Source organism: uncultured Acidovorax sp., from assembly GCF_964021665.1.
GTDB lineage: Bacteria > Pseudomonadota > Gammaproteobacteria > Burkholderiales > Burkholderiaceae_C > Acidovorax > Acidovorax temperans.
Window position 1 is genome coordinate 1 of the sequence record NZ_CAXIAK010000050.1, and the last position, 23,988, is coordinate 23,988.

General features: G+C 62.7%; 21 protein-coding genes. 16 read left to right on the forward strand and 5 right to left on the reverse strand.

Annotation, left to right across the window (positions count from 1 at the left end):
* Nucleotides 1-180: 180 nt before the first annotated feature.
* From dapC to AADJ04_RS11590, 6 genes are all read left to right on the forward strand, one after another.
* The gene (gene dapC, locus AADJ04_RS11565) at nucleotides 181-1,386 is read left to right on the forward strand and encodes a succinyldiaminopimelate transaminase (RefSeq protein WP_341239707.1); all 1,206 of its coding nucleotides are present in this window, start codon (nucleotides 181-183) and stop codon (nucleotides 1,384-1,386) included.
* A 5-nt stretch (nucleotides 1,387-1,391) separates the two neighbouring features.
* Nucleotides 1,392-2,225 (forward strand): 2,3,4,5-tetrahydropyridine-2,6-dicarboxylate N-succinyltransferase, encoded by an 834-nt coding sequence (gene dapD, locus AADJ04_RS11570; RefSeq protein ID WP_142084204.1) that lies wholly within the window; start codon nucleotides 1,392-1,394, stop codon nucleotides 2,223-2,225.
* A 96-nt stretch (nucleotides 2,226-2,321) separates the two neighbouring features.
* Nucleotides 2,322-3,482, forward strand: a complete 1,161-nt coding sequence (locus AADJ04_RS11575; RefSeq protein WP_341239708.1) for a PilT/PilU family type 4a pilus ATPase — start codon at nucleotides 2,322-2,324, stop codon at nucleotides 3,480-3,482.
* Nucleotides 3,483-3,521: 39 nt separating this feature from the next.
* The gene (dapE, locus tag AADJ04_RS11580; RefSeq protein ID WP_341239709.1) at nucleotides 3,522-4,715 is read left to right on the forward strand and encodes a succinyl-diaminopimelate desuccinylase; all 1,194 of its coding nucleotides are present in this window, start codon (nucleotides 3,522-3,524) and stop codon (nucleotides 4,713-4,715) included.
* Nucleotides 4,712-5,620 carry a 50S ribosomal protein L3 N(5)-glutamine methyltransferase gene (gene prmB, locus AADJ04_RS11585; RefSeq protein ID WP_341239710.1) on the forward strand — a complete coding sequence of 303 codons (909 nt, stop codon included), beginning with the start codon at nucleotides 4,712-4,714 and terminating at the stop codon, nucleotides 5,618-5,620. The genes dapE and prmB overlap by 4 nt, the downstream gene beginning before the upstream one ends.
* Before the next feature lie 205 nt (nucleotides 5,621-5,825).
* Entirely contained in the window at nucleotides 5,826-7,865 is a 2,040-nt protein-coding gene (locus tag AADJ04_RS11590; protein ID WP_341239711.1) for an ATP-binding cassette domain-containing protein, read from the forward strand.
* A 323-nt stretch (nucleotides 7,866-8,188) separates the two neighbouring features.
* Here the strand turns inward: AADJ04_RS11590 and AADJ04_RS11595 are convergent, their stop codons facing one another.
* Nucleotides 8,189-9,538, reverse strand: a complete 1,350-nt coding sequence (locus tag AADJ04_RS11595; RefSeq protein ID WP_341239712.1) for an IS4 family transposase — start codon at nucleotides 9,536-9,538, stop codon at nucleotides 8,189-8,191.
* Nucleotides 9,539-10,190: 652 nt separating this feature from the next.
* On the opposite strand from AADJ04_RS11595, the gene AADJ04_RS11600 reads away from it, so the two are divergent.
* Nucleotides 10,191-11,909 (forward strand): ATP-binding protein, encoded by a 1,719-nt coding sequence (locus AADJ04_RS11600; RefSeq protein ID WP_341239713.1) that lies wholly within the window; start codon nucleotides 10,191-10,193, stop codon nucleotides 11,907-11,909.
* A 38-nt stretch (nucleotides 11,910-11,947) separates the two neighbouring features.
* Here AADJ04_RS11600 and AADJ04_RS11605 read toward each other — a convergent pair whose 3' ends face one another.
* Nucleotides 11,948-12,847, reverse strand: a complete 900-nt coding sequence (locus tag AADJ04_RS11605; protein ID WP_066694741.1) for a LysR family transcriptional regulator — start codon at nucleotides 12,845-12,847, stop codon at nucleotides 11,948-11,950.
* Between the two features lie 167 nt (nucleotides 12,848-13,014).
* On the opposite strand from AADJ04_RS11605, the gene AADJ04_RS11610 reads away from it, so the two are divergent.
* The 5 genes from AADJ04_RS11610 to mmsB all read left to right on the forward strand — a co-directional run bounded on the left by AADJ04_RS11610 (nucleotide 13,015) and on the right by mmsB (nucleotide 17,922).
* The gene (locus AADJ04_RS11610) at nucleotides 13,015-14,538 is read left to right on the forward strand and encodes a CoA-acylating methylmalonate-semialdehyde dehydrogenase (RefSeq protein WP_341239714.1); all 1,524 of its coding nucleotides are present in this window, start codon (nucleotides 13,015-13,017) and stop codon (nucleotides 14,536-14,538) included.
* A gap of 196 nt (nucleotides 14,539-14,734) precedes the next feature.
* Nucleotides 14,735-15,112 (forward strand): lysozyme inhibitor LprI family protein, encoded by a 378-nt coding sequence (locus AADJ04_RS11615; protein ID WP_341239715.1) that lies wholly within the window; start codon nucleotides 14,735-14,737, stop codon nucleotides 15,110-15,112.
* Between the two features lie 53 nt (nucleotides 15,113-15,165).
* Nucleotides 15,166-16,341, forward strand: coding sequence for an acyl-CoA dehydrogenase family protein (locus AADJ04_RS11620; protein ID WP_341239716.1), 1,176 nt, complete (start codon nucleotides 15,166-15,168; stop codon nucleotides 16,339-16,341).
* Nucleotides 16,342-16,427: 86 nt separating this feature from the next.
* On the forward strand, nucleotides 16,428-16,916 hold the full coding sequence (locus AADJ04_RS11625; RefSeq protein ID WP_341239717.1) for a TfoX/Sxy family protein: 489 nt from the start codon (nucleotides 16,428-16,430) through the stop codon (nucleotides 16,914-16,916).
* Between the two features lie 124 nt (nucleotides 16,917-17,040).
* Nucleotides 17,041-17,922, forward strand: coding sequence for a 3-hydroxyisobutyrate dehydrogenase (gene mmsB, locus AADJ04_RS11630; protein ID WP_341239718.1), 882 nt, complete (start codon nucleotides 17,041-17,043; stop codon nucleotides 17,920-17,922).
* Between the two features lie 181 nt (nucleotides 17,923-18,103).
* On the opposite strand, the gene icd is transcribed toward mmsB, so the two are convergent.
* A complete protein-coding gene (icd, locus tag AADJ04_RS11635; RefSeq protein WP_341239719.1) occupies nucleotides 18,104-19,363 on the reverse strand; it encodes an NADP-dependent isocitrate dehydrogenase in 1,260 nt (419 codons plus the stop codon).
* 267 nt (nucleotides 19,364-19,630) lie between these two features.
* On the opposite strand from icd, the gene AADJ04_RS11640 reads away from it, so the two are divergent.
* Nucleotides 19,631-20,107: a DUF192 domain-containing protein gene (locus AADJ04_RS11640; RefSeq protein ID WP_341239720.1), complete on the forward strand. Its 477-nt coding sequence runs from the start codon at nucleotides 19,631-19,633 to the stop codon at nucleotides 20,105-20,107.
* A gap of 83 nt (nucleotides 20,108-20,190) precedes the next feature.
* On the opposite strand, the gene AADJ04_RS11645 is transcribed toward AADJ04_RS11640, so the two are convergent.
* Nucleotides 20,191-20,772 (reverse strand): Fe-Mn family superoxide dismutase, encoded by a 582-nt coding sequence (locus AADJ04_RS11645; protein ID WP_044394774.1) that lies wholly within the window; start codon nucleotides 20,770-20,772, stop codon nucleotides 20,191-20,193.
* 188 nt (nucleotides 20,773-20,960) lie between these two features.
* Nucleotides 20,961-22,280 (reverse strand): exodeoxyribonuclease VII large subunit, encoded by a 1,320-nt coding sequence (xseA, locus tag AADJ04_RS11650; RefSeq protein WP_341239721.1) that lies wholly within the window; start codon nucleotides 22,278-22,280, stop codon nucleotides 20,961-20,963.
* A gap of 352 nt (nucleotides 22,281-22,632) precedes the next feature.
* Here xseA and AADJ04_RS11655 point away from each other — a divergent pair, with 352 nt between their 5' ends.
* The 3 genes from AADJ04_RS11655 to AADJ04_RS11665 form a co-directional block, all read left to right on the forward strand.
* Entirely contained in the window at nucleotides 22,633-23,265 is a 633-nt protein-coding gene (locus AADJ04_RS11655) for a MotA/TolQ/ExbB proton channel family protein (RefSeq protein ID WP_044394778.1), read from the forward strand.
* A gap of 18 nt (nucleotides 23,266-23,283) precedes the next feature.
* A complete protein-coding gene (locus tag AADJ04_RS11660; RefSeq protein ID WP_066783920.1) occupies nucleotides 23,284-23,718 on the forward strand; it encodes a biopolymer transporter ExbD in 435 nt (144 codons plus the stop codon).
* Nucleotides 23,719-23,741: 23 nt separating this feature from the next.
* Nucleotides 23,742-23,988, forward strand: a 247-nt coding sequence (locus AADJ04_RS11665; RefSeq protein WP_341239722.1) for a tetraacyldisaccharide 4'-kinase, incomplete at its 3' end; no start/stop codon positions are given.

Consider the following 23,988-nt stretch of genomic DNA (forward strand, 5'->3'; position numbering starts at 1 on the left):
TGGCGCGGGCAGCGAGTACCATTATTTGATGATTACTTTTGAGACACCACACTAGGGGCCGGCTCTTACGCTGCGTTGACGACAGCCCGACATACAGGGTAACCACCACGTCGAAAGCACAGGTTGCACCCGTGCCTTGGTAGCCCACGGTAGTACGGGCATCCACCATAATGCAACCCCATGAATTCCCTGCTCTCTCTCCTGCAGCCCTACCCATTTGAGCGGTTGAAGCAACTGTTTGCCGAGGTGACGCTCCCGGCCAACTACTCCGCGATCAGCCTGGGCATGGGCGAACCCCGCCATCCCACACCCCAGTTCATCAAAGATACGCTTTGCAGCCACCTGGAGGGATTGGCCAGCTACCCGGCCACCGCAGGGGACATCCGCTTGCGTACCGCTTTCACCGAGTGGATCCAGCGCCGCTATCAGCTCGACCTGAGCCCCGCCACGCAGGTGCTCCCGATCAACGGCTCTCGCGAAGCACTGTTCGCATTTGCTCAAACAGTCATTGACGGGGTCCAACCAGACCCCATGGTGGTCTGCCCCAACCCGTTCTATCAAATCTACGAAGGCGCAACCCTGCTGGCGGGCGCCAAGCCGTATTACGCCCCCAGCGACCCGGCCCGCAACTTCGCGGTGGACTGGGACGGCGTGCCGCTGGACGTATGGCAGCGCACCCAGTTGATCTTTGTGTGCTCGCCCGGCAATCCCACGGGTGCCGTCATGCCGCTGAACGAGTGGCACAAGCTGTTTGCCTTGAGCGACCGCTACGGCTTTGTCATCGCATCGGACGAGTGCTACAGCGAAATTTACTTCCGCGACGAGCCACCGCTGGGCGGCCTGGAAGCGGCCAAGAAGCTGGGGCGGCACGATTTCAAGAACCTGATCTCCTTCACCAGCCTGTCCAAGCGCAGCAACGTGCCCGGCCTGCGCAGCGGCTTCGTGGCTGGCGACGCGGCCTTGATCAAAAACTTCCTGCTCTACCGCACCTACCACGGCAGCGCCATGAGCCCCATCGTGCAAGAGGCCAGCATCGCGGCCTGGGGCGATGAGGAACATGTGGCGCAAAACCGGGCCCTGTACCGCAAGAAGTTCGCACAAGTCACCCCCTTGCTGGCAGGCGTGATGGATGTGGCCTTGCCCGATGCAGGTTTTTACCTCTGGGCCAAGGTGCCCGATGCACTGGGCATGACCGATGCCGAGTTCGCGAAGGCCCTTTTGGCTCAATACAATGTCACCGTGCTGCCTGGCAGCTACCTGGCCCGCGAGGCGCAGGGCAGCAACCCCGGCGCCCAGCGCGTGCGCATGGCCCTGGTGGCCGACACCGAAGAATGCGTGGAAGCCGCACTGCGCATCGTCCAATTCATCCAATCCCGTACTGCTTGAACAACATGAGCCAACAACTGCAAAACACCATCGAAACCGCCTGGGAAAACCGCGCCAATCTGTCTCCCGCCTCTGCCCCCAAGGAAGTGGTGGATGCTGTGGAGCAAGTGATTGCCGAGCTGAACAACGGCACGCTGCGCGTGGCTACCCGTGAGGCCGTGGGCCAATGGACGGTACACCAGTGGATCAAGAAGGCCGTGTTGCTGTCCTTCCGCCTCAAGGACAACGACGTCATCCAGTCGGGCGACCTGACTTTCTACGACAAGGTGCAAACCAAGTTTGCCCACCTGAGCGCTGATGAACTCAAGGCGACCGGCGTGCGCGTGGTGCCTCCAGCCGTGGCCCGCCGCGGCAGCTATATCGCCAAGGGCGCCATCCTGATGCCCTCCTACGTCAACATCGGCGCCTATGTCGGCGAAGGCACCATGGTGGACACCTGGGCCACCGTGGGCTCCTGTGCACAGATCGGCGCAGGCGTGCACCTGTCGGGCGGCGTGGGCATTGGCGGCGTGCTGGAGCCGCTGCAAGCAGGCCCCACCATCATTGAAGACAACTGCTTCATCGGTGCGCGCTCCGAAGTGGTGGAAGGCGTTGTGGTCGAAGAAAACTCCGTGCTGGGCATGGGTGTGTACCTGGGCCAGAGCACCCCCATCTTCAACCGCGCTACCGGCGAAATCAGCTATGGCCGCGTGCCTGCAGGCTCTGTGGTGGTCAGCGGTAACCTGCCCAAGACGGCCGCCAACGGCGCGCCTTACAGCATGTATGCCGCCATCATCGTCAAGCAAGTGGATGCGCAAACGCGTTCCAAGACCAGCATCAACGATCTGCTGCGCGACTGATCGCGCAGGCCCAGGGCTGGCGCGCGCGCCGCGCCGGCCTGCCTTGAAAAGAGCCGCCTAGGCCGCTGGCAGACCCAGAATGAGAGGGAGATACCCATGAGTACGATGGAGCGGATTCTTCGCCTGATGAGCGAAAAGAAAGCGTCAGACGTTTACCTGTCTGCCAACGCCCCGGCGCTGATCAAGATCAACGGCGAGTGCATACCGATCAACAACCAGGTGCTGCCGCCAGACGCTCCACGCAACCTGCTGTCTGAAATCGTCCCCGCCGAGCGCATTGAAGAGCTGGAGGAAACCGGCGAGCTCAACATGGGCGTGCCGCTCTCCGGCGTGGGGCGCTTCCGTATCAGCGCCATGCGCCAGCGCGGCAGCTATGCCGTGGTGGTTCGCTTCATCTCGCAGCAGGTGCCCGATTTTGAATCGCTGAACCTGCCGCCCGTTCTGACGGAGCTGATTCTGGAAAAGCGCGGCCTGATTCTGGTGGTGGGCGCTACGGGCTCTGGCAAAAGCACCACCCTGGCCTCCATGATCGACACGCGCAACGCCGCGATGCCCGGCCACATTCTCACCATCGAAGACCCGGTGGAATACCAGTTCCGCAACAAGAAATCGATCGTGAACCAGCGCGAGATCGGCAGTGACACCCAATCGCTGCAGACCGCCCTCAAGAACGCATTGCGCCAAGCCCCTGACGTGATCCTGATCGGCGAAATCCGTGACAGGGAAACCATGTCCTCGGCCATCGCGTATGCGCAGTCGGGCCACTTGTGCCTTGCTACCTTGCACGGCAACAACAGCTACCAGGCACTCAACCGCATTCTGAGCTTCTACCCTGCCGAGGTGCGCCCCACCATGCTCGGTGACCTGGCCTCGTCCCTCAAGGCCATCGTCTCGCAACGCCTGGTGCGCACGGTGGAAGGCGCACGCGTTCCTGCCGTGGAAGTCATGCTCAACACCAAGCTGGTGGCTGATCTGGTGGAAAAAGGCGACTTTTCCGGCGTCAAAGACGCCATGGAGAAATCCATGGCCGAAGGTTCGCAAACCTTTGAAGAAGACCTCGCGCGCCTGATCATGGAAAAGAAGATCGACCGCAAGGAAGGCATGGCCTATGCCGATTCGCCCACCAACCTGATGTGGCGCCTGCAAAACGACTTTGCCCAGGCCGCCAATGCCGCGAAAGCGCAAAAAGAAGCCCGCGACACCCCCGACGACCAGCCCTCGTTCACCGAGATCGTGCTGGACGTCAAAGGCAGCTGAGCCCGTTGGGCCCAGCGCGCTTGAAACCTGTGATTGCCAATGACCCGTACCCTGCACCTTGCTGAACAACTGATCGCCCTGCCCTCCATCACGCCGCTGGACGAAGGATGCCTGGAACTGCTCGCGCAGCGCCTTCAACCCCTGGGATTTGTGTGCGAACGGCTGGACAGCGGGCCTGCCGATTTCCGCGTCAGCAACTTGTGGGCAAAAAGGCCTGCAGCGCAATCTGGACAAGCGCTATCAGCTATCAAAACCATAGTATTTGCAGGCCATACCGACGTGGTGCCCACAGGCCCGTTGGCCCAGTGGAGCAGTGACCCGTTCACCCCCACCCACAAGGACGGCAAGCTGTACGGCCGTGGCGCCAGCGACATGAAGACGTCCATTGCCGCGTTTGTGGTCGCAGTGGAAGAGTTCCTGGCCGCCTACCCCGATGCACCACTGAACATCGCTTTCTTGCTGACCAGCGACGAAGAAGGCCCTTCCGTAGATGGCACGAAGGTCGTGGTGGAGCAACTCCGCGCGCGCGGTGAGCCGCTGGACTATTGCATCGTGGGTGAGCCCACCTCGGTCGAGCGCACGGGCGACATGATCAAGAACGGCCGCCGCGGCACCTTGAGCGGCAAGCTCACCGTGCGCGGCATCCAGGGCCACATCGCCTATCCCCAACTCGCACGCAACCCCATCCACCAGGCCCTGCCTGCGCTGGCTGAACTGGCAGCCACTGTGTGGGACCAAGGCAACGCCTTCTTCCCGCCCACCAGCTGGCAAATCAGCAATATCCACGGGGGCACGGGCGCCACCAACATCATCCCCGGCGATGTGGTGGTGGACTTCAACTTCCGGTTCTGCACAGAATCCACTGCCGAAAGCCTGCAGCAGCGGGTGCACGCCGTGCTCGACCGCCATGGGCTGGAATACGACCTGCGCTGGACGCTGGGCGGCCAGCCCTTCCTGACTACGCCTGGAGAGCTGGTCACCGCAGTGCAACAAGCCATTGCCGGCGAAACGGGGCTTTCCACCGAACTGTCCACCACGGGCGGCACCAGCGACGGGCGTTTCATCGCCCAGATCTGCCCCCAGGTCATTGAACTGGGCCCGCCCAACGCCACGATCCACAAGATCGATGAGTATGTGGTGGTGGCCGACATTGAACCGCTGAAGAACATTTATCGCCGCACGCTGGAAAACCTGCGTCAGCAAGCGCTGGAACGCATGGCGGTGGCAGCATGAGCCATACACCCACCCAGCCCCTGACCGTCACAGCCGCCGTCGCACAGGCTGCTCTGCGGTTGTCTTCTGCCGGACTGGCTTTTGGCCACGGCACGACCAACGCCGAAGACGAAGCCGCCTGGCTGGTGTTGTGGCGCCTGGGTCTGCCGCTGGACAGCGACCTGTCTGACGCGCCAGATTCCACCGCCCACCGCAACGTGACTGCAGAAGAAGCGGCAGCGGTTGATGCGTTGATCGACCAGCGCATCCAGACGCGCAAACCTGCGGCCTACCTTACGCATGAGGCCTGGCTGCAAGGCGTGCCGTTCTACGTGGACGAGCGCGCCATCGTGCCCCGCAGCTTCATCGCTGAACTGCTGGCCGACGGCAGCATTGACGACTTTTTGGGGGAACACACCCGCCGTGTGCTGGACCTGTGCACCGGCAATGGCAGCCTGGCCATCCTGGCCGCCATGGCGTACCCGGAAGTAGAAGTCACGGGCGCTGACATTTCTGCCGATGCGCTCGCCGTTGCGCGCATCAACGTGGACAAGCACGGCTTGGCGCAGCGCGTGCAGTTACAAATCTCGGACGGCATGGAGTCGCTACCCGGCCCGTGGGACTTGATTCTGTGCAACCCGCCCTACGTCAACGCGCAAAGCATGTCGAACCTGCCTGCCGAATACCGGGCAGAGCCTGAACTGGCCCTGGCAGGCGGCACCGATGGCATGGATTTCATTCGCAAGCTGCTGCGCGATGCGCCCGCACGCATGAGCGAACACGCCGTGTTGGTGCTGGAAATCGGCAACGAACGGGAATTTTTTGAAGCTGCCTTCCCGACATTGCCCGTGTTCTGGATCGAAACCAGCGCCGGTGAAGACCAGGTGCTGCTGGTCACCCGCCAAGCCTTGCTGGGACAAGGCTGACGGCAGGTGGGCGGCGCATCTTGAGCTTCCGCCCTCTTCCCGAAACCGGGCCCAGACCACCCGGTCACTGAAACCCCGATAATAGAAGGCTGCCTCCAGCCCACCGCACACACTCACCGTGTGCCGCGTTGATGGGCCAGGGGCCTACCCTACACAGGGTGGACGGGGCAACGCACTGCGCAGCCCCCGCCCTGCCCGCATTCTCATGATCACTCTCAAAAATATCGTCCTGCGCCGGGGCACCAAGGTGCTGCTGGACAACGTCTCCGTCACACTCAACCCCGGTGAAAAAGTCGGCCTGGTGGGGCGCAATGGCGCAGGCAAATCCACCCTGTTTGCCCTGCTCAATGGCACGCTGCACGAAGACGGTGGCGACTTCTCCATTCCCAAGCAATGGCGCATGGCCCAGGTGGCCCAGAACATGCCGGAAACAGACGAAACCGCCACGGCCTTCGTTCTGGCGGGCGACACCCGACTGGCGGAACTGCACGCGCAGCGCCTGCAGCTCGAAAACAGCGACGCCAGCTACGACGACCCGGAGCATGGCATGGCCATTGCGCAGGTCTACACCGACCTGGCTGATGCCGGTGACCACGATGCGGAGCCGCGCGCCCAGGCGCTGATCCTGGGGCTGGGCTTTCAGGCGCATGAGCTTGACCGCCCGGTCAACAGCTTTTCGGGCGGCTGGCGCATGCGGCTGCAGCTCGCACGCGCGCTGATGTGCCCTTCTGACTTGCTGCTGCTGGACGAGCCCACCAACCACTTGGACTTGGATGCGCTGGTGTGGCTCGAAGCCTGGCTCAAAAAATACGCAGGCACGATGATCGTCATCAGCCATGACCGCGAATTTCTGGACGCCGTCACCAACGTCACGCTGCAAATTGATAGCGCCAAGCTGACACGTTACGGCGGCAACTACAGCAAATTTGAAGAGCTGCGTGCCCAGCAAATGGAGCTGCAACAGGCCGCCTACGCCAAGCAGCAGGACAAGATTGCGCACCTGCAGAAGTTCATCGACCGCTTCAAGGCCAAAGCCAGCAAAGCCAAGCAGGCGCAGAGCCGCGTCAAGGCGCTGGAACGCATGGAACGCGTCGCGCCCCTGCTCGCCGAGGCCGAGTTCACCTTCGAGTTCAAGGAACCGGTCAACCTGCCCAATCCCATGCTGGCCATCAGCGATGCTTCGTTTGGCTACCAGACCGACGATGGCGCCAAAACCATTCTGCGAGGCGTCAACCGCTCGGTTCTGGCCGGCCAGCGCATCGGCATCCTGGGTGCCAATGGCCAGGGCAAGTCCACGCTGGTCAAAACCATCGCCCGTGAAATGGCGCCGCTGGCCGGTACGGTGACGGAAGGCAAGGGCCTGTCCATCGGCTACTTCGCCCAGCAGGAACTGGACGTGCTGCGCCCTGGCGAAAACCCGCTGGAGCACATGATCCGCCTGGCCCGCGAGATGGGCGCCAACGCCCGTGAATCCACCCGCGAACAGGACCTGCGCAGCTTTCTGGGCAGCTTCAACTTCAGCGGTGACATGGTCAAGCAGGCCGTGGGCACCATGAGCGGTGGCGAAAAAGCCCGCCTGGTGCTGGCCATGATGGTCTGGCAGCGCCCCAACCTGCTGCTGCTGGACGAACCAACCAACCACCTCGACTTGGCCACCCGCGAAGCCCTCTCGATGGCACTCAACGAATTTGAAGGCACCGTGATGCTGGTCAGCCATGACCGCGCCCTGCTGCGCGCGGTGTGCGACGAGTTCTGGCTGGTCGGGCGCGGCGTGGTCGGCCCCTTCGACGGCGATCTGGACGACTACCAGCGCTACCTGCTGGAAGAATCCAACCGCCTGCGCGAGCAAACGCGCCAGGACGAGGCCGCCGCCCGCATCGCAGCAGCAGCCCCTGCCACCCCCGCGCCAGAAACGACGCCTCCTCCATCTGCGGCTGCTGCCCCCGCGCCTCAGATCAAGGACAGCAAAGAACAGCGCCGCCTGGATGCCCAGGCGCGCCAGCAACTGGCAGACAAAGCCCGCCCGCTCAAGAAAGAACTGGAGCAGATCGACAAACGCTTGGCCACCTTGGCCGCCGAGCGTGCTGAACTGGAAACCCGACTCACCCAGCCCCTGCCCCCTGCGGAAATTGCCGACTGCGGCAAACGCCTAAAACAAGGGCAAGACGAAACGGAAAAGCTCGAAGAGCGGTGGCTGGAGATTTCTGCGGCCCTGGAAGACATGGGTGCCAGCAGCCCTGCTTGAATGAGCATCACCGGCTATTGCTGACGATTTTTGGGCCTAGCGCTTACCCAGAAAGCGCCAACAGCTATCAATTCAGGAGCAAATCAAGCCATACAAAAAACAGAAATTTTTTGGATCAGGGTGTCAACCGGGCATGCACGGCGCACGTTGTGGTTCCATCACAGGAGTTTTCCAGTATGAACACCACCCACATGTTGAACGCTTGGCCCGACGACGAACGCGATCGCAAACGCTCTCCTGCCCGCTGCTAAGCAACAGGCGACATTGGCGTCGCATCTCCAGGTTCCTCTGTCAAAGCCCCGCACTCCGGCAATGCCGCTCAGTTAAGCCTGAGCGGCATTTTTCTTGATGGGGTAGTGGGTCTTGGTCATGCGAACCTCACGCGGATACCGTCTTTCGGATCTGCGAGGGGGCAGCACGAAGCGGCGGATGTTTTGCCGCATGGCCTTGAGCTTGCCTGGGATGGCGCCGGGTGTGCGCGAGCTTGAACTCCACAGCCACTCATCGACGATGTAGCGCAAGGCCGTGATGAAGCTGATGCGGCAAGGCTGCACCTTGGCCTCATCTGCAATGCGCGTGATCTCCAGACGGATCAGGTTGTACATCAGCAAGGTGGCCCACAGCTCTTGCTTGACCCCATCGGGTTGCTGGCTGCGCAACGTCATCGCCTGGCCCAGCATGTCCGTCTTCATCTCTCCATAGGCCAGCTCAATCTCCCAGCGTTCGTGGTACAGCGCGAACACCTCCTCGGCCTTGTAGCGTGCCGGATCCATCAGGGACGTGAACAAGGTTCTGGGTTTGCCATCGAGTTCACGGGTGATGGCGCGCACCTCCCACGTGAGCGGCAAGCCGGGGTCTTTCTTGCGCGCCTGGGGCGAGACCTTCATGCGCAGCCTCACATCGCCCGGGCCGTGTGTTTGCATCACTTCACCTTTGAGCCCTGCGCGCGCGGGGATCAGCCACTGGCGTCCCTGGCGATGCTGCAGCGGCCACAACAGGCCCGCTGAGTAAAAGCCTTTGTCCACGATCACCAGCGAGTCAGGCGGCAACTTCGGCCACAAGCGTTCAGCCAATGCGTACTCACTGGTGTCGTAGGCATCCAGGCTGGCATCTACCAATAAACGAGCTCTGGCATCGAGCAAGCAGGCCATGCGCACCAGGGGGAAGGGACTTTGGTGGTCTGCGTGGTTGCGCTGGCAACCAAAGTGCTGGCGGTTGTCTTGTGTGTCGGGGGTACGCCAGACCACGCCATCCAATGCGTACAGCGCCAAGCCTTGCCAGCGGTGGCGAGCGGCCTGCTGGTGCGCCCAATGGGCAGCAGTGTGGCGAAACAGCCATTGCAGGGGCTCACTGCCCAGCCGTTGGCGCGCCTGGCTCAGCGCGCTGGAGCTGATGGGTTCATTGTGCTGCCCAGGCAGTGCCAGCTCCAGTACCTCGGCCACGTTCACGATGGAGCGGTCTCTAAGCAAGGCCACACCCAATACCAGCCAAAGTGCCTGCTCCATGGGCAGTCGCCGCTTGCGCAGCGTGGCTACACCCGTCATCTGCAAGGCCTGTTCAATCCACTGCTGGGGTATGTTGCTTTGAACGACGCCCCATTGCTCGGGGCTCGCAAACTCGTGGGTATCGCTCAGGTACTCTTGCAGCAGCATCGGCCATCCGCTGGCCGACACGGGCCAGCTCAGTTCACATGGCTCGTACTTTACAAACAACAAAGGCCCCGAGGGGCCTTTGCTTAACTTAGCGGCATTGCCGCACTCCGGGGCTTTTTTCTGCCTGCGAGTTTCTGCAAGGTGGCGCAGCCCCCTCCATCTCTGACCGAAACCGGTGCAAGTTTTTGTGTTTGTGAAGGCGATGCTGTCAACCACCCATCCGGTAAGTGCGTTGACTGACTATCTCAGGAGCTTTTCCCATGAACACCACAATTTTGAACGCTTGGCCCGACGACGAACGTGACCGCAAACGCGCACCGGCAGCGCTTTGATTGGCATGTTGAGCATTCGGTATGTGGGTCTTTTTTAGCCCCATGAAATGCTCACCCTAGGTGTAGAAAAACGCTGAGCCATTCCCCGCCGATACACCCAAATTACCAAGGGAACGTGATTGTCACGTTCCCTTTTTTCATGGCGCCGCCTTCAAGCTCACCGCAGTGGAAATCTGGGCAGACCCCCACGCACACGCAGTGCGACGCCGGGGCAGCGCGCTGCTTCTTCCCAGCACCAAGCCAAATGTGCCGTGGCTTGCAATCATAAAATTTGATTTTTTTGAAAAAAAATTTATGATAAAAACATAAAATATAGACTTCATCTCAAAGTGGCGAGCACCATGCCCTTCTCCCTGCCCAGCGTCATCAGCATGCGTGCGTTCCAGATACGCCTGCTCAACTGGATACTGCTGGCCAATGTGGGGTTCAGCCTGGTTCTGCTAGTTCTGGGGCTGACGCCGCTCATCGTGCCGCCGCCCTATTGGAGCCAGGTGCTGATGGGGGGCATATTGCTCATGCTGGCGTTGTGGGCGATTGTGCGGACAGCCCCCCAGCACTACGTCGCGGTATCTGTCGTGATGACGGTGGCGGCGCTGTTGCTGTTCACCTATGCACTCACGCAATCTCAGGCCAATGAGCTTCGAGCCGTCTGGTTCCTCACGGGGATAGGCACCGCTTACATCCTGTTGGACAAGCGAGCGGGTATTGCTTACACGTTTGCCAGTCTGGCACTGGTGCTGGGTACCAACAGCATCCAGTCCCACCCTTACACGCAGCACGCGCTGATCGTTTTCACGCTGGCAACGCTGTTGTGCAGCATGTGTTTTCATATCTTCGTTTCGCATGGCGAGCGCCTGTACAAGCACCTGTCCAAGCGCGAGCAGCAGTACCGGCTGCTCACTGAAGGTGCAGAGGACGTGATCTGGCGCCTCAACCCAGACATGACCGTGGCAGATGTGAGTTCTGCCGACGAGCGGCTGCGCGGCGTGCCTGCGCATGAAGTGATTGGGCGGCCCATCTCCGCCATCTTGACGTCCGAGGGCGCGCAGCGCCTGGACCGGGCCCTTCACCAGAAAGAACGTCTGGCCATCCTGCCGCTGCCTTGCAAGAACGGCGAAATCCGCTGGTTTGAAATGACTGGCCGGGCCTATTTCGACGCCCGCGGCCGGCCCGCCGGCTACCACAGCATTGGCCGCGATGTGACAGAGCGTGTGCGCCTAGAGAGCGTGCTGCAGCAAGAGCGGCAATTGCTGGAAGAGCGGGTCAAGGAGCGCACCGCGGCTCTTTCTGTGGCCAAGCAGGCGGCTGAAGCAGCATTGCGCACCAAAACCGTATTCCTGGCGAACATGGGGCACGAGCTGCGCACGCCCATGACGCTCATCATGGGGATGACGGAACTGGCACTGAAGCGTGCGGCCGTAGCCGATGTACGGCCCATGCTGCAAGAAGTGCAGACGGCCGCGAAAAAGCTCATGGTGCTGCTCAACGATCTGATCGACCTGGCGGCGCTGGAGGCACACCAGGTCCCCTTCCAGCAAGAGCCTTTGTCCGTGCCCGATGTAGCTGCCAGCTCGGTAAGGCTGATCGCCCCGCTTGCGGCACAAAAAGGCTTGTCGCTGGAACTCGTGCCCGCACCAGGCCTGCCCGCACAGTGGCATCTGGGTGACGCAGAACGCATCCAGCAAGTGCTGCTGAACCTGCTCGACAACGCCGTGAAGTTCAGCCACAGCGGCGCCATCCGCCTGGAGATCCATGCCCAGGAAGCAGGCGAGCGCACCACATGGTCGTTGCGGGTCATCGATCAGGGCATTGGCATTGCCGCCGCAGACCAGCCCAGGCTTTTCACGATCTTTGAACAGATGGACGGATCGGTCACGCGCTCTTTTGAAGGTGCGGGGCTGGGGCTGGCGCTTTGCAAGCGCTTGGTAGAAGGCATGGGCGGACGCGTGGGCGTGGAGAGCGAATTGGGCAAGGGCAGCTGCTTCTGGGTTGAGTTGACCTTGCCAAGCGCGCCGAGCCAGGGCGACGCTACTCCTCCAACAGGTCTTACTCCCGCTTAATCCTCAGCCGGGTCGCAGGGGGGGGCACCAGCGCTCGCCTAACGTACAGCCTTGGGCTTGAGCAGCTCTTGCTGCGCGGCCACGGTTTCGCGCAGAAATGCCCAGGTCACCTGCATGCGCGCCAGGTGCTTGGATTCCGACGGCATGCTCATCCAGAACGTGCGGGTGAACTGCCCCTCTTGCGGCAAGACGCGTGTGAGCACCGGGTCGCGGTCAGCCAAAAACGCGGGCAACACCGCCAGGCCCGCCCCCGCGCGCACGGCTTCGTATTGCGCCGTGATGCTGGTGCTGCGAAACGCGAAGCGCTCGGGCTGGTGCAAAGCGTCCAGAAACTGCAGCTCTTTGGTGAACAGCAAATCGTCCACATAGCTCACGAACGCATGGTGGCGCAGATCTTCGCGCGTGGCCACCAGCGGCTTGCGGGCCAGGTATTCGCGCTGCCCGTACAGATACAGGCTGTAGTCAGAAAGCCGGCTCACGATGACCGAGCCGCGTGTGGGCCGCTCCAGCGATATCACGATGTCCGCCTCGCGCCGCGACAGGTGCAGCATGCGCGGCAGCGCCAGCAAGTCAATCGACAAATGCGGGTGCTTGCGCGTGAGCTGTGCCAGGTGCGGCGCCAGTATCAACGTACCGAACCCTTCGGTTGCCCCCACACGCACCAAGCCTGAGGGCCCTTCGTGCGATGCGGGTGCGGCGCGTTCTGCGCCCATCACGGCGGATTCCATCGCCTCCACCACCGGCAGCAACTGGCGCCCAGCCTCGGTCAGCCGGTGCCCCCCGGCCTCGCGCGCAAACAGCGCTGCGCCCATCTGCTTTTCCAGCGCCTGGATGCGGCGCGATACCGTGGTGTGCTCCACCGCCAGGCGCCGGGCTGCCGCCGCCAGCGTGCCCGCGCGGGCCAGTTCCAGAAAATAGCGCAGGTTGTCCCAATCCATACCGGTCGTCCTCTATTGCGGCGGTTTTATGCGCCGCCTGCGATGTGCATTTTTGCAGATCATAAGTGCATAAATCCGTATTGTTATTTGTTTTTTGCACACATACCATGCGGCAGCTGGCTTTGCTCACGCACTGCTGTCCTGAGACACCCCTTTGAGGAGACAACATGAACGCACCTACATCCACGGCCGTCCTGGCCCCCACCGTCAAGCTGCTCATTGGCGGCCAGTTTGTTGAATCGAAGACCACGCAGTGGCGCAACGTGGTGAACCCCGCCACGCAAGAAGTGCTGGCCCGCGTGCCCTTCGCCACGCCTGAAGAAATCAACGCCGCCGTGGCCAGCGCAAAGGAAGCGTTCAAGACCTGGAAGAAGACCCCCATTGGCACCCGCTCGCGCATCTTTTTGAAGCTGCAGCAGCTGATCCGCGAAAACATGAGCGAGCTGGCCGCGCTGCTCACGGCCGAGCAAGGCAAGACCCTGCCCGACGCCGAAGGCGACGTCTTCCGCGGCCTGGAGGTGGTGGAACACGCTGCTGGCATTGGCAACCTGCAACTGGGCGAGCTGGCCAACAACGTGGCCAATGGCGTAGACACCTACACCGTGCTGCAGCCACTGGGCGTGTGCGCGGGCATCACCCCCTTCAACTTCCCCGCAATGATCCCGCTGTGGATGTTCCCCATGGCCATTGCCACCGGCAACACCTTTGTGCTCAAGCCCTCCGAGCAAGACCCCATGGTGACCATGCGCCTGTGCGAACTGGCGCTCGAAGCCGGTATTCCCCCAGGCGTGCTCAACGTGGTGCATGGCGGTGAAGACGCAGTGAACGCCATTTGCGACCACGCCGATATCAAGGCCATCAGCTTCGTAGGCTCCACCAAGGTGGGCACCCATGTGTACAACCGCGCCAGCCTCAACGGCAAGCGCGTGCAGTGCATGATGGGCGCGAAGAACCACGCCATCGTCGCCCCCGATGCGAACAAGGAGCAAACCCTGAACGCCCTGGCCGGTGCCGCCTTTGGCGCGGCAGGCCAGCGCTGCATGGCCCTGTCGGTCGTCATTCTGGTGGGCGAATCGCAAAAGTGGATTCCCGAACTGGTGGCCAAGGCCAAGACCCTCAAGGTGAGCGGCGGCACGGAAAGAGGCACCGATGTGGGCCCGCTGATCTCCTGCGCAGCCCGCGACCGCGTGGTGGGCCTGATCGAGCGCGGCATTGCCGACGGCGCCACCCTGGAACTGGACGGTCGCAACCCCAGCGTGCCCGGCTACGAAAACGGCAACTTCGTCGGCCCCACGATATTCAGCGGAGTCAAGCCCGGCATGTCCATCTACGACCAGGAAATCTTTGGCCCCGTGCTGTGCCTGGCCGCTGCCGACACGCTGGACGAAGCCATTGAATTCATCAACGCCAACCCCAACGGCAACGGCACCGCCATCTTCACCCAAAGCGGCGCCGCAGCGCGCAAGTTCCAGGAAGAGATCGACGTGGGCCAGGTCGGCATCAACGTGCCAATCCCAGTGCCTGTGCCCATCTTCTCGTTCACCGGCTCGCGCGCTTCCAAGCTGGGCGACCTGGGCCCCTACGGCAAGCAAGTCGTGATGTTCTACACACAGACCAAGACGGTGACTGCACGCTGGTTTGACGACAGCACCAGCAGCCAGGGTGTGAACACCACGATCAGTCTGAAGTGACATCCCCCTGAGGCGCTGCGCGCCTTCCCCCTTCTCTCGCGCTTTGCGCGGGAAGGGGGACGCCACCTGTGCCTGAACCGTGAGATGGCGGCCCTTGCACGGTGGCACTGGCCTGGACAGCGCCGGTTTCGAGCACTGCAGGCGGTGGTAAAAGCAGGGCATGCAAACTTTTCAGACAACGATGCGGAAATGGGCCATGGTCTTCGGTACTGCGTGCGTGATGCAGATGGACACCCTGGCCCACGCCCAGGCGGGCGCAGCCTGCCAACCCGGCGGCACGGTGGCCGAAGTCAATGCCTGCGCGGTGCAAGACTTTCAAGCGGCAGACACCACCATCCAGATCCTGTACGAAGACCTGATGCGCGCCCTGTCGGCCCACGAACGCCCGCAACTGCGGCAAGAACATTCCGCCTGGGTGCGCGAACGCACCATGCAATGCAAGCGCGAGACGCAAGCCACCGAAACCCAGCCCGAAGGCCCGCGCCTGTACCACCAATGCCTCACGCGCAAAACGCAAGAGCGGCGCAAAGGCCTGATGCGCTGGCTGAGCAACGACAGCCCGGCCAAGCCCTAAAGCCTTGACGCCCCACTCATCCAAAGCCCCACAACAAGACAAGAGACAACGCCATGGACTTTGAGCTGACCGAAGAACAACGCGCCTTTGCCCAAACCGCCCGCGACTTTGCCCTGGCCGAGCTGGCCCCGCACGCGGCAGAGTGGGACGCCGAAGGCATCTTCCCCAAAGAAGCCATCGCCAAAGCAGGCGAGCTGGGCTTTTGCGGCCTGTACGCCCCCGAAGCCGCCGGCGGCCTCGCCCTGCCCCGGCTCGACGCCACGCTGGTGTTTGAAGAAATGGCGGCCGTAGACCCCAGCACCACCGCCTTCATCACCATCCACAACATGGCCACCTGGATGCTAGGCACCTGGGCCCAGCCCGCCGTGCGCGACCACTGGGGGCCGCTGCTCACCACCGGGCAAAAGCTGGCCAGCTACTGCCTGACCGAGCCCGGCGCGGGCTCTGACGCCGCATCGCTCAAGACCCGGGCCGAGCTGGTGGGCAACGAATACGTCATCAACGGCAGCAAAGCCTTCATCAGCGGCGCAGGCAGCACCGATGTGCTGGTGCTCATGGCGCGATCCAGTGCAGCGGGCGACGCCGCATCTGGCGCCAGCGGCATCAGCGCCTTTGCCGTGCCTGCCGATGCGCCCGGCATCAGCTACGGCAAGAAGGAACAGAAGATGGGCTGGAACAGCCAGCCCACCCGCACCATCAGCTTTGACAACGTGCGCATCCCTGCCAACCACCTGCTGGGGCAAGAAGGCGAAGGCTTCAAGATCGCGATGAAGGGCCTGGACGGCGGGCGCATCAACATTGCCACCTGCTCCGTCGGCGCAGCGCAAGGTGCCCTCGCCCAGGCGCAGCAATACATGCAAGACCGCAAGCAGTTTGGCAAAAGCATCGCCAGCTTCCAGGCGCTGCAGTTCAAGCTGGCCGACATGGCGACCGAACTGGTCGCCGCCCGCCAGATGGTCCGCCTGGCCGCCAGCAAGCTCGACGCCGGGGCGCGCGACGCCACCACCTACTGCGCCATGGCCAAGCGCTTTGCCACCGATGCAGGCTTTAACGTGGTGAACGAGGCCCTGCAACTGCACGGCGGCTACGGCTACATCCGCGAATACCCGCTGGAGCGCCTGCTGCGCGACGCCCGTGTGCACCAGATTCTGGAAGGCACCAACGAAATCATGCGCGTCATCATCGCCCGCCGCATGCTCGATGGCGATGCGCCGGAGGTGATTCGCTGATGCCCCAGCGCTCGCCAAAACGCTCTGTTTTTGATAGCTGCCTGCGCTTACCCATCAAGCGCTAGCGGCCTATTTCACTCAAGGCCATGGCCACCCGCCCACTCAGCGACGAAACCCTGCACCTCATCGGCGCCCTGCGCACGGCCCTGGCGCAGCGCAGCGATGTGGACGAGCGCAGCATGTTCGGCTGCTACTGCTTTTTTGTGGACGGCAAGCTGTGCATGGGCGTGAAGGGCGAAGAGCTGCTGGTGCGCCTGCCGCCGGATCGCCATGGCGAGTTTCAAGAGATGCAGAACACCCGCGAACTCTCGCCCGGCGGGGGCATGCAAGGCTACTTCTGGGTGGAGCCCAACGGCTACGCCACCCGCGCGCAGTGGAACTTCTGGCTGAACGAAGCCCTGGCCTACAACCCGCAGGCCAAGGCATCGCCGCGCCGCAAGCCCGCTGCAGGCAAAACCGCGCCCAAAACACCTTCCAACGCATCCGCCAAAAAAACAGCCACTGCGCCGAAGGGACCATCAGGAAAAGCTGCCAAAGCAGGCAAACGGCACAGCATCTTTGACAAGGACGGCTGACGCTTTGAGATCAGAGCCAAGTCAGCCTCTAGCGCTTATGAATCAAGCGCAAGCAGCTATCAATTCAATAGCAACGGAAATAGCAAAACACCTTTCACCTTAGACCGACCACAGGAGACAACACATGAAAATCGCATTCATCGGCCTCGGCAACATGGGCGGCCCCATGGCACACAACCTGCACAAGGCAGGCCACGAAGTGCGGGCGTTCGACCTCTCCCAACCCGCCCGCGACAAGCTGGCCGCAGACGGCGTGCCCATCGCCGCCGACGCCAAAGCCGCCGTGCAGGGGGCCGAAGTCGTCATCAGCATGCTGCCCGCCAGCCAGCATGTGGAAGGCCTGTTCCTCGGCACAGGCGACCTGCTGGCCCAGCTGCCTGCGGGCACGCTGATCATCGACTGCTCCACCATCGCAGCCGCCACCTCCCGCAAGGTGGCCGAGGCCGCCAAGACCAAAGGCGTGGCCTTTATCGACGCCCCCGTGTCCGGCGGCACCGGCGGCGCCATTGCAGGCACCCTCACCTTCATGGTGGGCGGCGACGCCGCCGACCTGGAACGCGCCCGCCCCGTGCTCGAAAAAATGGGCGCCAACATCTTCCACGCCGGCAGCGTGGGCGCTGGCCAGACGGCCAAGATCTGCAACAACATGCTGCTGGGCATCCTGATGGCAGGCACCAGCGAAGCCATCGCCCTGGGCGTGGCGAACGGCCTGGACCCCAAGGTGCTGAGCGAAATCATGCGCCGCAGCTCGGGCGGCAACTGGGCGCTGGAGAAGTACAACCCCTACCCCGGCGTGATGGAAACGGCCCCCGCCAGCAAGGGCTACGCGGGCGGGTTTGGAACGGACCTGATGCTCAAGGACCTGGGCCTGGCACAAGAGAACGCTGCAGCAGTGAAGGCCAGCACCCCACTGGGCGGCTTGGCGCGCAACCTGTATGCCATGCATTCGATAGCCGGCAATGGTGCGCTGGACTTCTCAAGCATCATCAAGACGGTATTGAAGTAAGCCCCTCGGGCTAGCACGGTGCGGCAGGCTGACGCCCACTATTCACGCTCACTATCAAAAAAATAGCTGCTAGCGCTCACGAATCAAGCGCTAGCAGCTATTTTTGATTCAAGCCCCGCGAGCCGCCCCAGCAGTCAGGCAGGTGGGGTATGTGCCCCACCCCCACGGGCCGCGGCCTGCGTCACATCTGGTCAATCATCACCTGCCCAAAGCCCGAGCAACTCACCTGCGTGGCACCGTCCATCAGGCGGGCAAAGTCGTAAGTCACCTTCTTGCTGCCAATGGCTTTTTCCAGCGAGGTCAGGATCAGGTCGGCCGCTTCCTTCCAGCCCATGTGGCGCAGCATCATCTCGGCGGAGAGGATTTCGGAGCCGGGGTTCACATAGTCCTTGCCCGCGTACTTGGGCGCAGTGCCGTGGGTGGCTTCAAAGCAGGCCACTGAGTCAGACATGTTGGCCCCCGGCGCAATGCCGATGCCGCCCACCTGTGCGGCCAGCGCATCAGAGATGTAGTCGCCGTTGAGGTTGAGCGTGGCCACCACCGAGTACTCGGCGGGGCGCAGCAAGATCTGCTGCAGGAAGGCATCGGCAATGCTGTCCTTGATGATGATTTCCTTGCCCGTCTTGGGGTTGGCAAATTTGCACCATGGTCCGCCGTCAATCAGCTCGGCACCAAACTCCTTCTGCGCCAGGGCGTAGGCCCAGTCGCGGAAGCTGCCTTCGGTGTACTTCATGATGTTGCCCTTGTGCACGATGGTCACGTTGGGCTTGTTGTTGTCAATGGCGTACTGGATGGCCTTGCGGATCAGACGCTCGGTGCCCTCGCGCGAAACGGGCTTGACGCCAATGCCCGAGGTGTTGGGGAAGCGGATCTTGGTGGCGCCCAGTTCGTTCTGCAAAAACGCGATGAGCTTCTTGGCCTTGTCGGACTCGGCAGGGAATTCAATGCCTGCGTAGATGTCTTCCGAGTTCTCGCGGAAGATGACCATATTGGTCTTTTCAGGCTCTTTCAGCGGCGAAGGCACGCCCTTGAAATACTGCACGGGGCGCAGGCACACGTACAGATCCAGCTCCTGGCGCAGGGCCACGTTTAGCGAGCGGATGCCGCCGCCCACGGGCGTGGTGAGCGGGCCTTTGATGGACACCACGTAGTCGCGCACGGCCTGCAGGGTTTCGTCGGGCAACCAGACATCAGGGCCGTAAATGCGGGTGGCCTTCTCGCCCGCAAACACTTCCATCCACTGGATCTTGCGCTGGCCGCCGTAGCTCTTGGCCACGGCAGCATCCACCACCTTGATCATCACGGGCGTGATGTCGCGGCCCACGCCGTCACCTTCAATGAACGGGATGATGGGCTGGTCGGGCACGTTCAGCGACATGTCGGCGTTGACGGTGATCTTCTGCCCCTCGGCAGGAACCTGGATGTGCTGGAAAGTGGTCATGGGCAAGGGTCTCCGTAGCGGCTAAACAGGGTTCAACCGGTGAATCAGGGGTTAGCGGGATGGCCTGCGGGCGGCAAGCGCCCGGCCAGGCGGCAAACTTTTTCATTTTAGGGCCTGTTGTTCGGCCCGGCGCACAACGCGGAACCTGCACCCAGGGCAAGCCTCCAAACACAAGCCTCCAAACCCGCGGCGGCGCCCGTCAGAGTTCGATGAAAATGCGGGCCAGTCGCGCAGCGCGCAACCCAGCAACCTTTCCTGAAAGCCACCATGCCCCGCCTTTCACCCGCCACCGCCCGGCTGCTTGCCACCAGCCTGATTGCCCTGGCCAGCACAGCCCCCGCCGCCGCCCAAGGCCAACCCCAAATGAACTTGCCGCGCATCGAAATCACGGCGGGCATGCACCGCATTGAGGCGCAGGTGGCGGCATCGCCCCAGGAGCGCCAAACCGGCCTGATGCACCGCAAGGAAATGCCCGCACATGAAGGCATGTTGTTCGTGTTTGAACAGCCCGCCACGCAGTGCTTCTGGATGAGGAACACGCTGCTGCCACTGACGGCTGCCTTTGTGGCCGATGACGGCACCATCGTGAACCTGGCCGACATGAAGCCACAAACCGAAGACTCGCACTGCTCTGCCAAGCCCGTGCGCTACGTGCTGGAGATGAACCAGGGCTGGTTTGCGCAAAAGGGCATCAAGCCGGGCAGCAAGCTGGTGAGTGCGGCGGTGTTCAACGCCAGGAAGTGAGCAGGCGACAAGGCCTGCGCCCATAAAAAAACGGCCTCGCGGCCGTTTTTTTATGCTCTGGCGAAACCAGGCAGCTTGCGAAATCAGGCGAAGTTGGCTTCGGCAAACTTCCAGTTGACCAGCTTGTCCAGGAAGGTTTCCACGAACTTGGGACGCAGGTTGCGGTAGTCGATGTAGTAGGCGTGTTCCCACACGTCCACGGTCAGCAGGGCCTTGTCGGCGGTGGTCAGGGGCGTGCCAGCGGCGCCGGTGTTGACGATGTCCACGCTGCCGTCGGCCTTCTTCACCAGCCAGGTCCAGCCGGAGCCAAAGTTGCCCACGGCGCTCTTGACGAAGGCTTCCTTGAACGCGGCGTAAGAGCCGAACTTGGCGTTGATGGCGTCGGCCAGGGCGCCAGTGGGTTCGCCGCCACCGTTGGGGGCCATGCAGTTCCAGAAGAAGGTGTGGTTCCAGATCTGGGCTGCGTTGTTGTAAATGCCGCCGGAGGACTTCTTGATGATCTCTTCCAGGGTCATCGATTCAAACTCGGTGCCCTTTTGCAGGTTGTTCAGGTTCACCACATAGGCGTTGTGGTGCTTGCCATGGTGGAACTCCAGCGTTTCCTGGCTGTAGTGAGGGGCCAGTGCGTCGATGGCGTAGGGCAGCGGGGGAAGGGTATGTTCCATGGTGGTGATTCCTCGTGGTTTGCAATGCAGGAAGAGCGGCAGCCGTCTGCTGGCAGCGGGCCGCCGCGCTGGCGCGCAATTTGACGCGACGGGGCATTGTAGAAAGATCCATAGCCCTGTGCAGCGAAGTGGCGATCAAGCGACTGTCATTCGCCCGTCACGCACGGCGCTATCAAGGCTGCAGCGCGTTACAGCAAGCGGGGCTGGTCTACGGTCACGTCCAGCACCCCGTCTGCCAGCGTGGCGCGCAAGGCATCGCCCGGGCGGGCCTGGCCCACGCTGGTCACCGCATGGCCCTGGCTGTCGGTCAGCAGGGCATAGCCGCGCTGCAGCACCAGGTGCGGGTTGAGCAGCTCCAGCCGCAGGCGGGCGCGTTCCAGCCGGTCTGGCTGCAGGGCGATGTGGCGCGCCGTTTTTTGAGCGAAATCGGCCTCCAGCGCTTTATTCTTCAGCGCAAGGCGCTCTAAATTCAATAGCATTCCGTGCCGCAGGCGCTGCGCGCAGCGGGCCAGGCGCAACTGCTCGCGCGCAGCCAGGCCCGATGGGCGCCCCAGCCGCTGCGCAGCCTGGTCCAGGCGCTGGTGGCGCAGGTCAATCTGGCGCTGCACGGCGCTCTCCAGCCGGTCGGCCAGCAAATCGAGGGCGCCCAGCCACACCTCGCGGGGCTGGGCCACCAGTTCGGCGGCGGCCGTGGGAGTGGGCGCGCGCAGATCGGCGCAAAAGTCGGCAATGGTGAAATCGGTCTCGTGCCCCACCCCGCTGACCAGCGGCACCGGGCTTTGCACAATGGTGCGCGCCAGTTGCTCGTCGTTGAAGGCCCACAAGTCCTCCATAGACCCACCACCGCGCACCAGCAAGATCACATCCACCACCGGCGTTGTTCCGCCGTCTGCTGGGGCTTCGCCTTCGGCCAATGCGTACATCTGCCGCAGTGCCGTCACCATGGATTGGGGCGCTGCAGCGCCCTGCACCTGCGCAGGGATGAGCACCACGGGTATGTGCGGCACGCGGCGCCGCAGGGCTGTCACCACATCGTGCAAGGCGGCTGCGCCCAGCGAGGTGATCAAACCGATGCCCCGTGGCTGCAGCGGCAGCGGGCGTTTGCGGCGCGGGTCGAACAGGCCTTCGCCTTCCAGCTGGGCTTTGAGGCGCAGAAACTGCTCGAACAAAGCGCCCTGCCCCGCGCGCTGCATGCTTTCAACGATGAACTGCAGATCGCCCCGGGCCTCGTACACCCCCAGGCGCCCGCGCACTTCCACCAGTTCCCCATCGCGCGGCGAAAAGTCAAGCAGGCCTGCCGCCCGGCGGAACATGGCGCAGCGCAACTGGCCGTTGGCGTCCTTGATGGAGAAGTAGCAATGCCCGCTGGATGCGCGTGAGAAGCCGGTGATCTCGCCGCGCACCGCGACAGGATTGAACCGGGCCTCCAGCGCATCAGCAATGGCGCGGCACAGCGCGCCAACTTCCCAGATACGCGGCGCCGCTGCGGGCTGTGGCGACTCAAACATCGTCCAGCCCTGGGGTTGACAGAGCGCCTGCAGGGTCAGTACTCCACAGCTCGGGGCGTGCGTTAGTGCAACATGGATCCGAGACACCCACACCGTGCAAAACAAGCAGACACGTACAAGTTATTGATTTATAAGACATTTTTGCTGTTCAATTTTTCAGCAATCTGTTCCAAGCACGGATTGGCGCGGGTTCAAGTGGGATACCCACCCGCTTACCCACAAAGTTATCCACAGATTTTGTGAGCGAGTGGCACATGCCAGACTGGCAGATTTCTCGTAACGGTTTGTGACCTCAAAGCGCCAGCCACGTGGGCCATAATTGCCGGCTGACTACATCCGAGCGGAGAGAGAATTGCTGTCCATCATACAAGCCGCAGGCTGGCCCATCTGGCCCCTTATTGCCTGCTCTGTCCTGGCGCTGGCCTTGATTTGCGAGCGCTTCATCTCTCTGAAAACAGCGCGCATCGCGCCCCCGAAGCTGCTGGATGAAGCCATTACCGTTTCGTCGCGTTCGCTGCCCACGCCCGACGTGGTGAACCAGCTGGCCCAAAGCTCTGCGCTGGGTGAGGTGCTGGCTTCCGGGCTGCGCGCACTCAACAACAACCCCCAGTGCAGCGAGGCCGACCTGCGCGCCACCATGGAAGGCAGCGGCCGCGCCGTGGCGCACCGGCTTGAAAAGTACCTGAGCGCGCTGGGCACCATCGCCTCAGCAGCCCCTTTGCTGGGCTTGCTGGGCACCGTCATCGGCATGATCGAGATTTTTGGCTCGCAAACGGGCGGAACCGGTGCCATGGGCAGCGGCAACCCTGCGCAGCTGGCGCACGGTATCTCCATTGCCCTCTACAACACTGCCTTTGGTCTGATTGTCGCCATCCCTGCGCTGATCTTCTGGCGCTACTTCCGTGGCCGCGTGGATGCCTACCTGCTCACCTTGGAGCTGGCGTCTGAGCAGTTTGTGCGCCACATCCTGCGCCACCGCAAGTAAGCAGCGCGGGGTATGCCCATGAACTTCCGCCCCCGTGCGAAGGATGAGCCCGAGATCAACCTGATCCCGTTCATCGACGTGCTGCTGGTGATCCTCATCTTTCTGATGCTGACCACCACCTACAGCAAATTCACCGAACTGCAGCTGACCCTGCCCGTGGCCGATGCCGAGCAGCAGCGCGACCACCCCAAGGAAGTCATCGTGGCGGTGGCGGCCGATGGCCGCTACGCCGTGAACAAAACCGGCGTCGAAGGCAAAAGCGTGGACGCCGTGGCCCTGGCGCTGCGCAGCGCTGCCAGTGCCGGCAAAGACAGCGTCGTGATCATCAGCGCAGATGCCACGGCTCCCCACCAGTCCGTGGTCACCGTGATGGAAGCTGCCCGGCGCGTGGGGCTGACCCAGATCACCTTCGCCACGCAATCCACCGCGGGCGCTCGCGCGGGCAGCCGCTGAGCGGCATGGCAACGCAGCCGCCCTTGCCCCCTTCCCCCGGGCAGGCCGCGCAGACCAGGGCCACCGGCAGTGCTCCGCAGGGCTGGCCAGCGATGTGGCTGCGCCGTAACCCGCGCAGCTGGGCGCTGTGGCCCGTCTCCCAGCTCTACCGCGCCCTGATCGCATTGCGGGCAGCGCTCTACAAGATAGGCGTGCTCCGCTCCCAGCATCCCGGCAAGCCGGTCATCGTAGTGGGCAATGTGGTGGCGGGAGGGTCGGGCAAAACCCCGG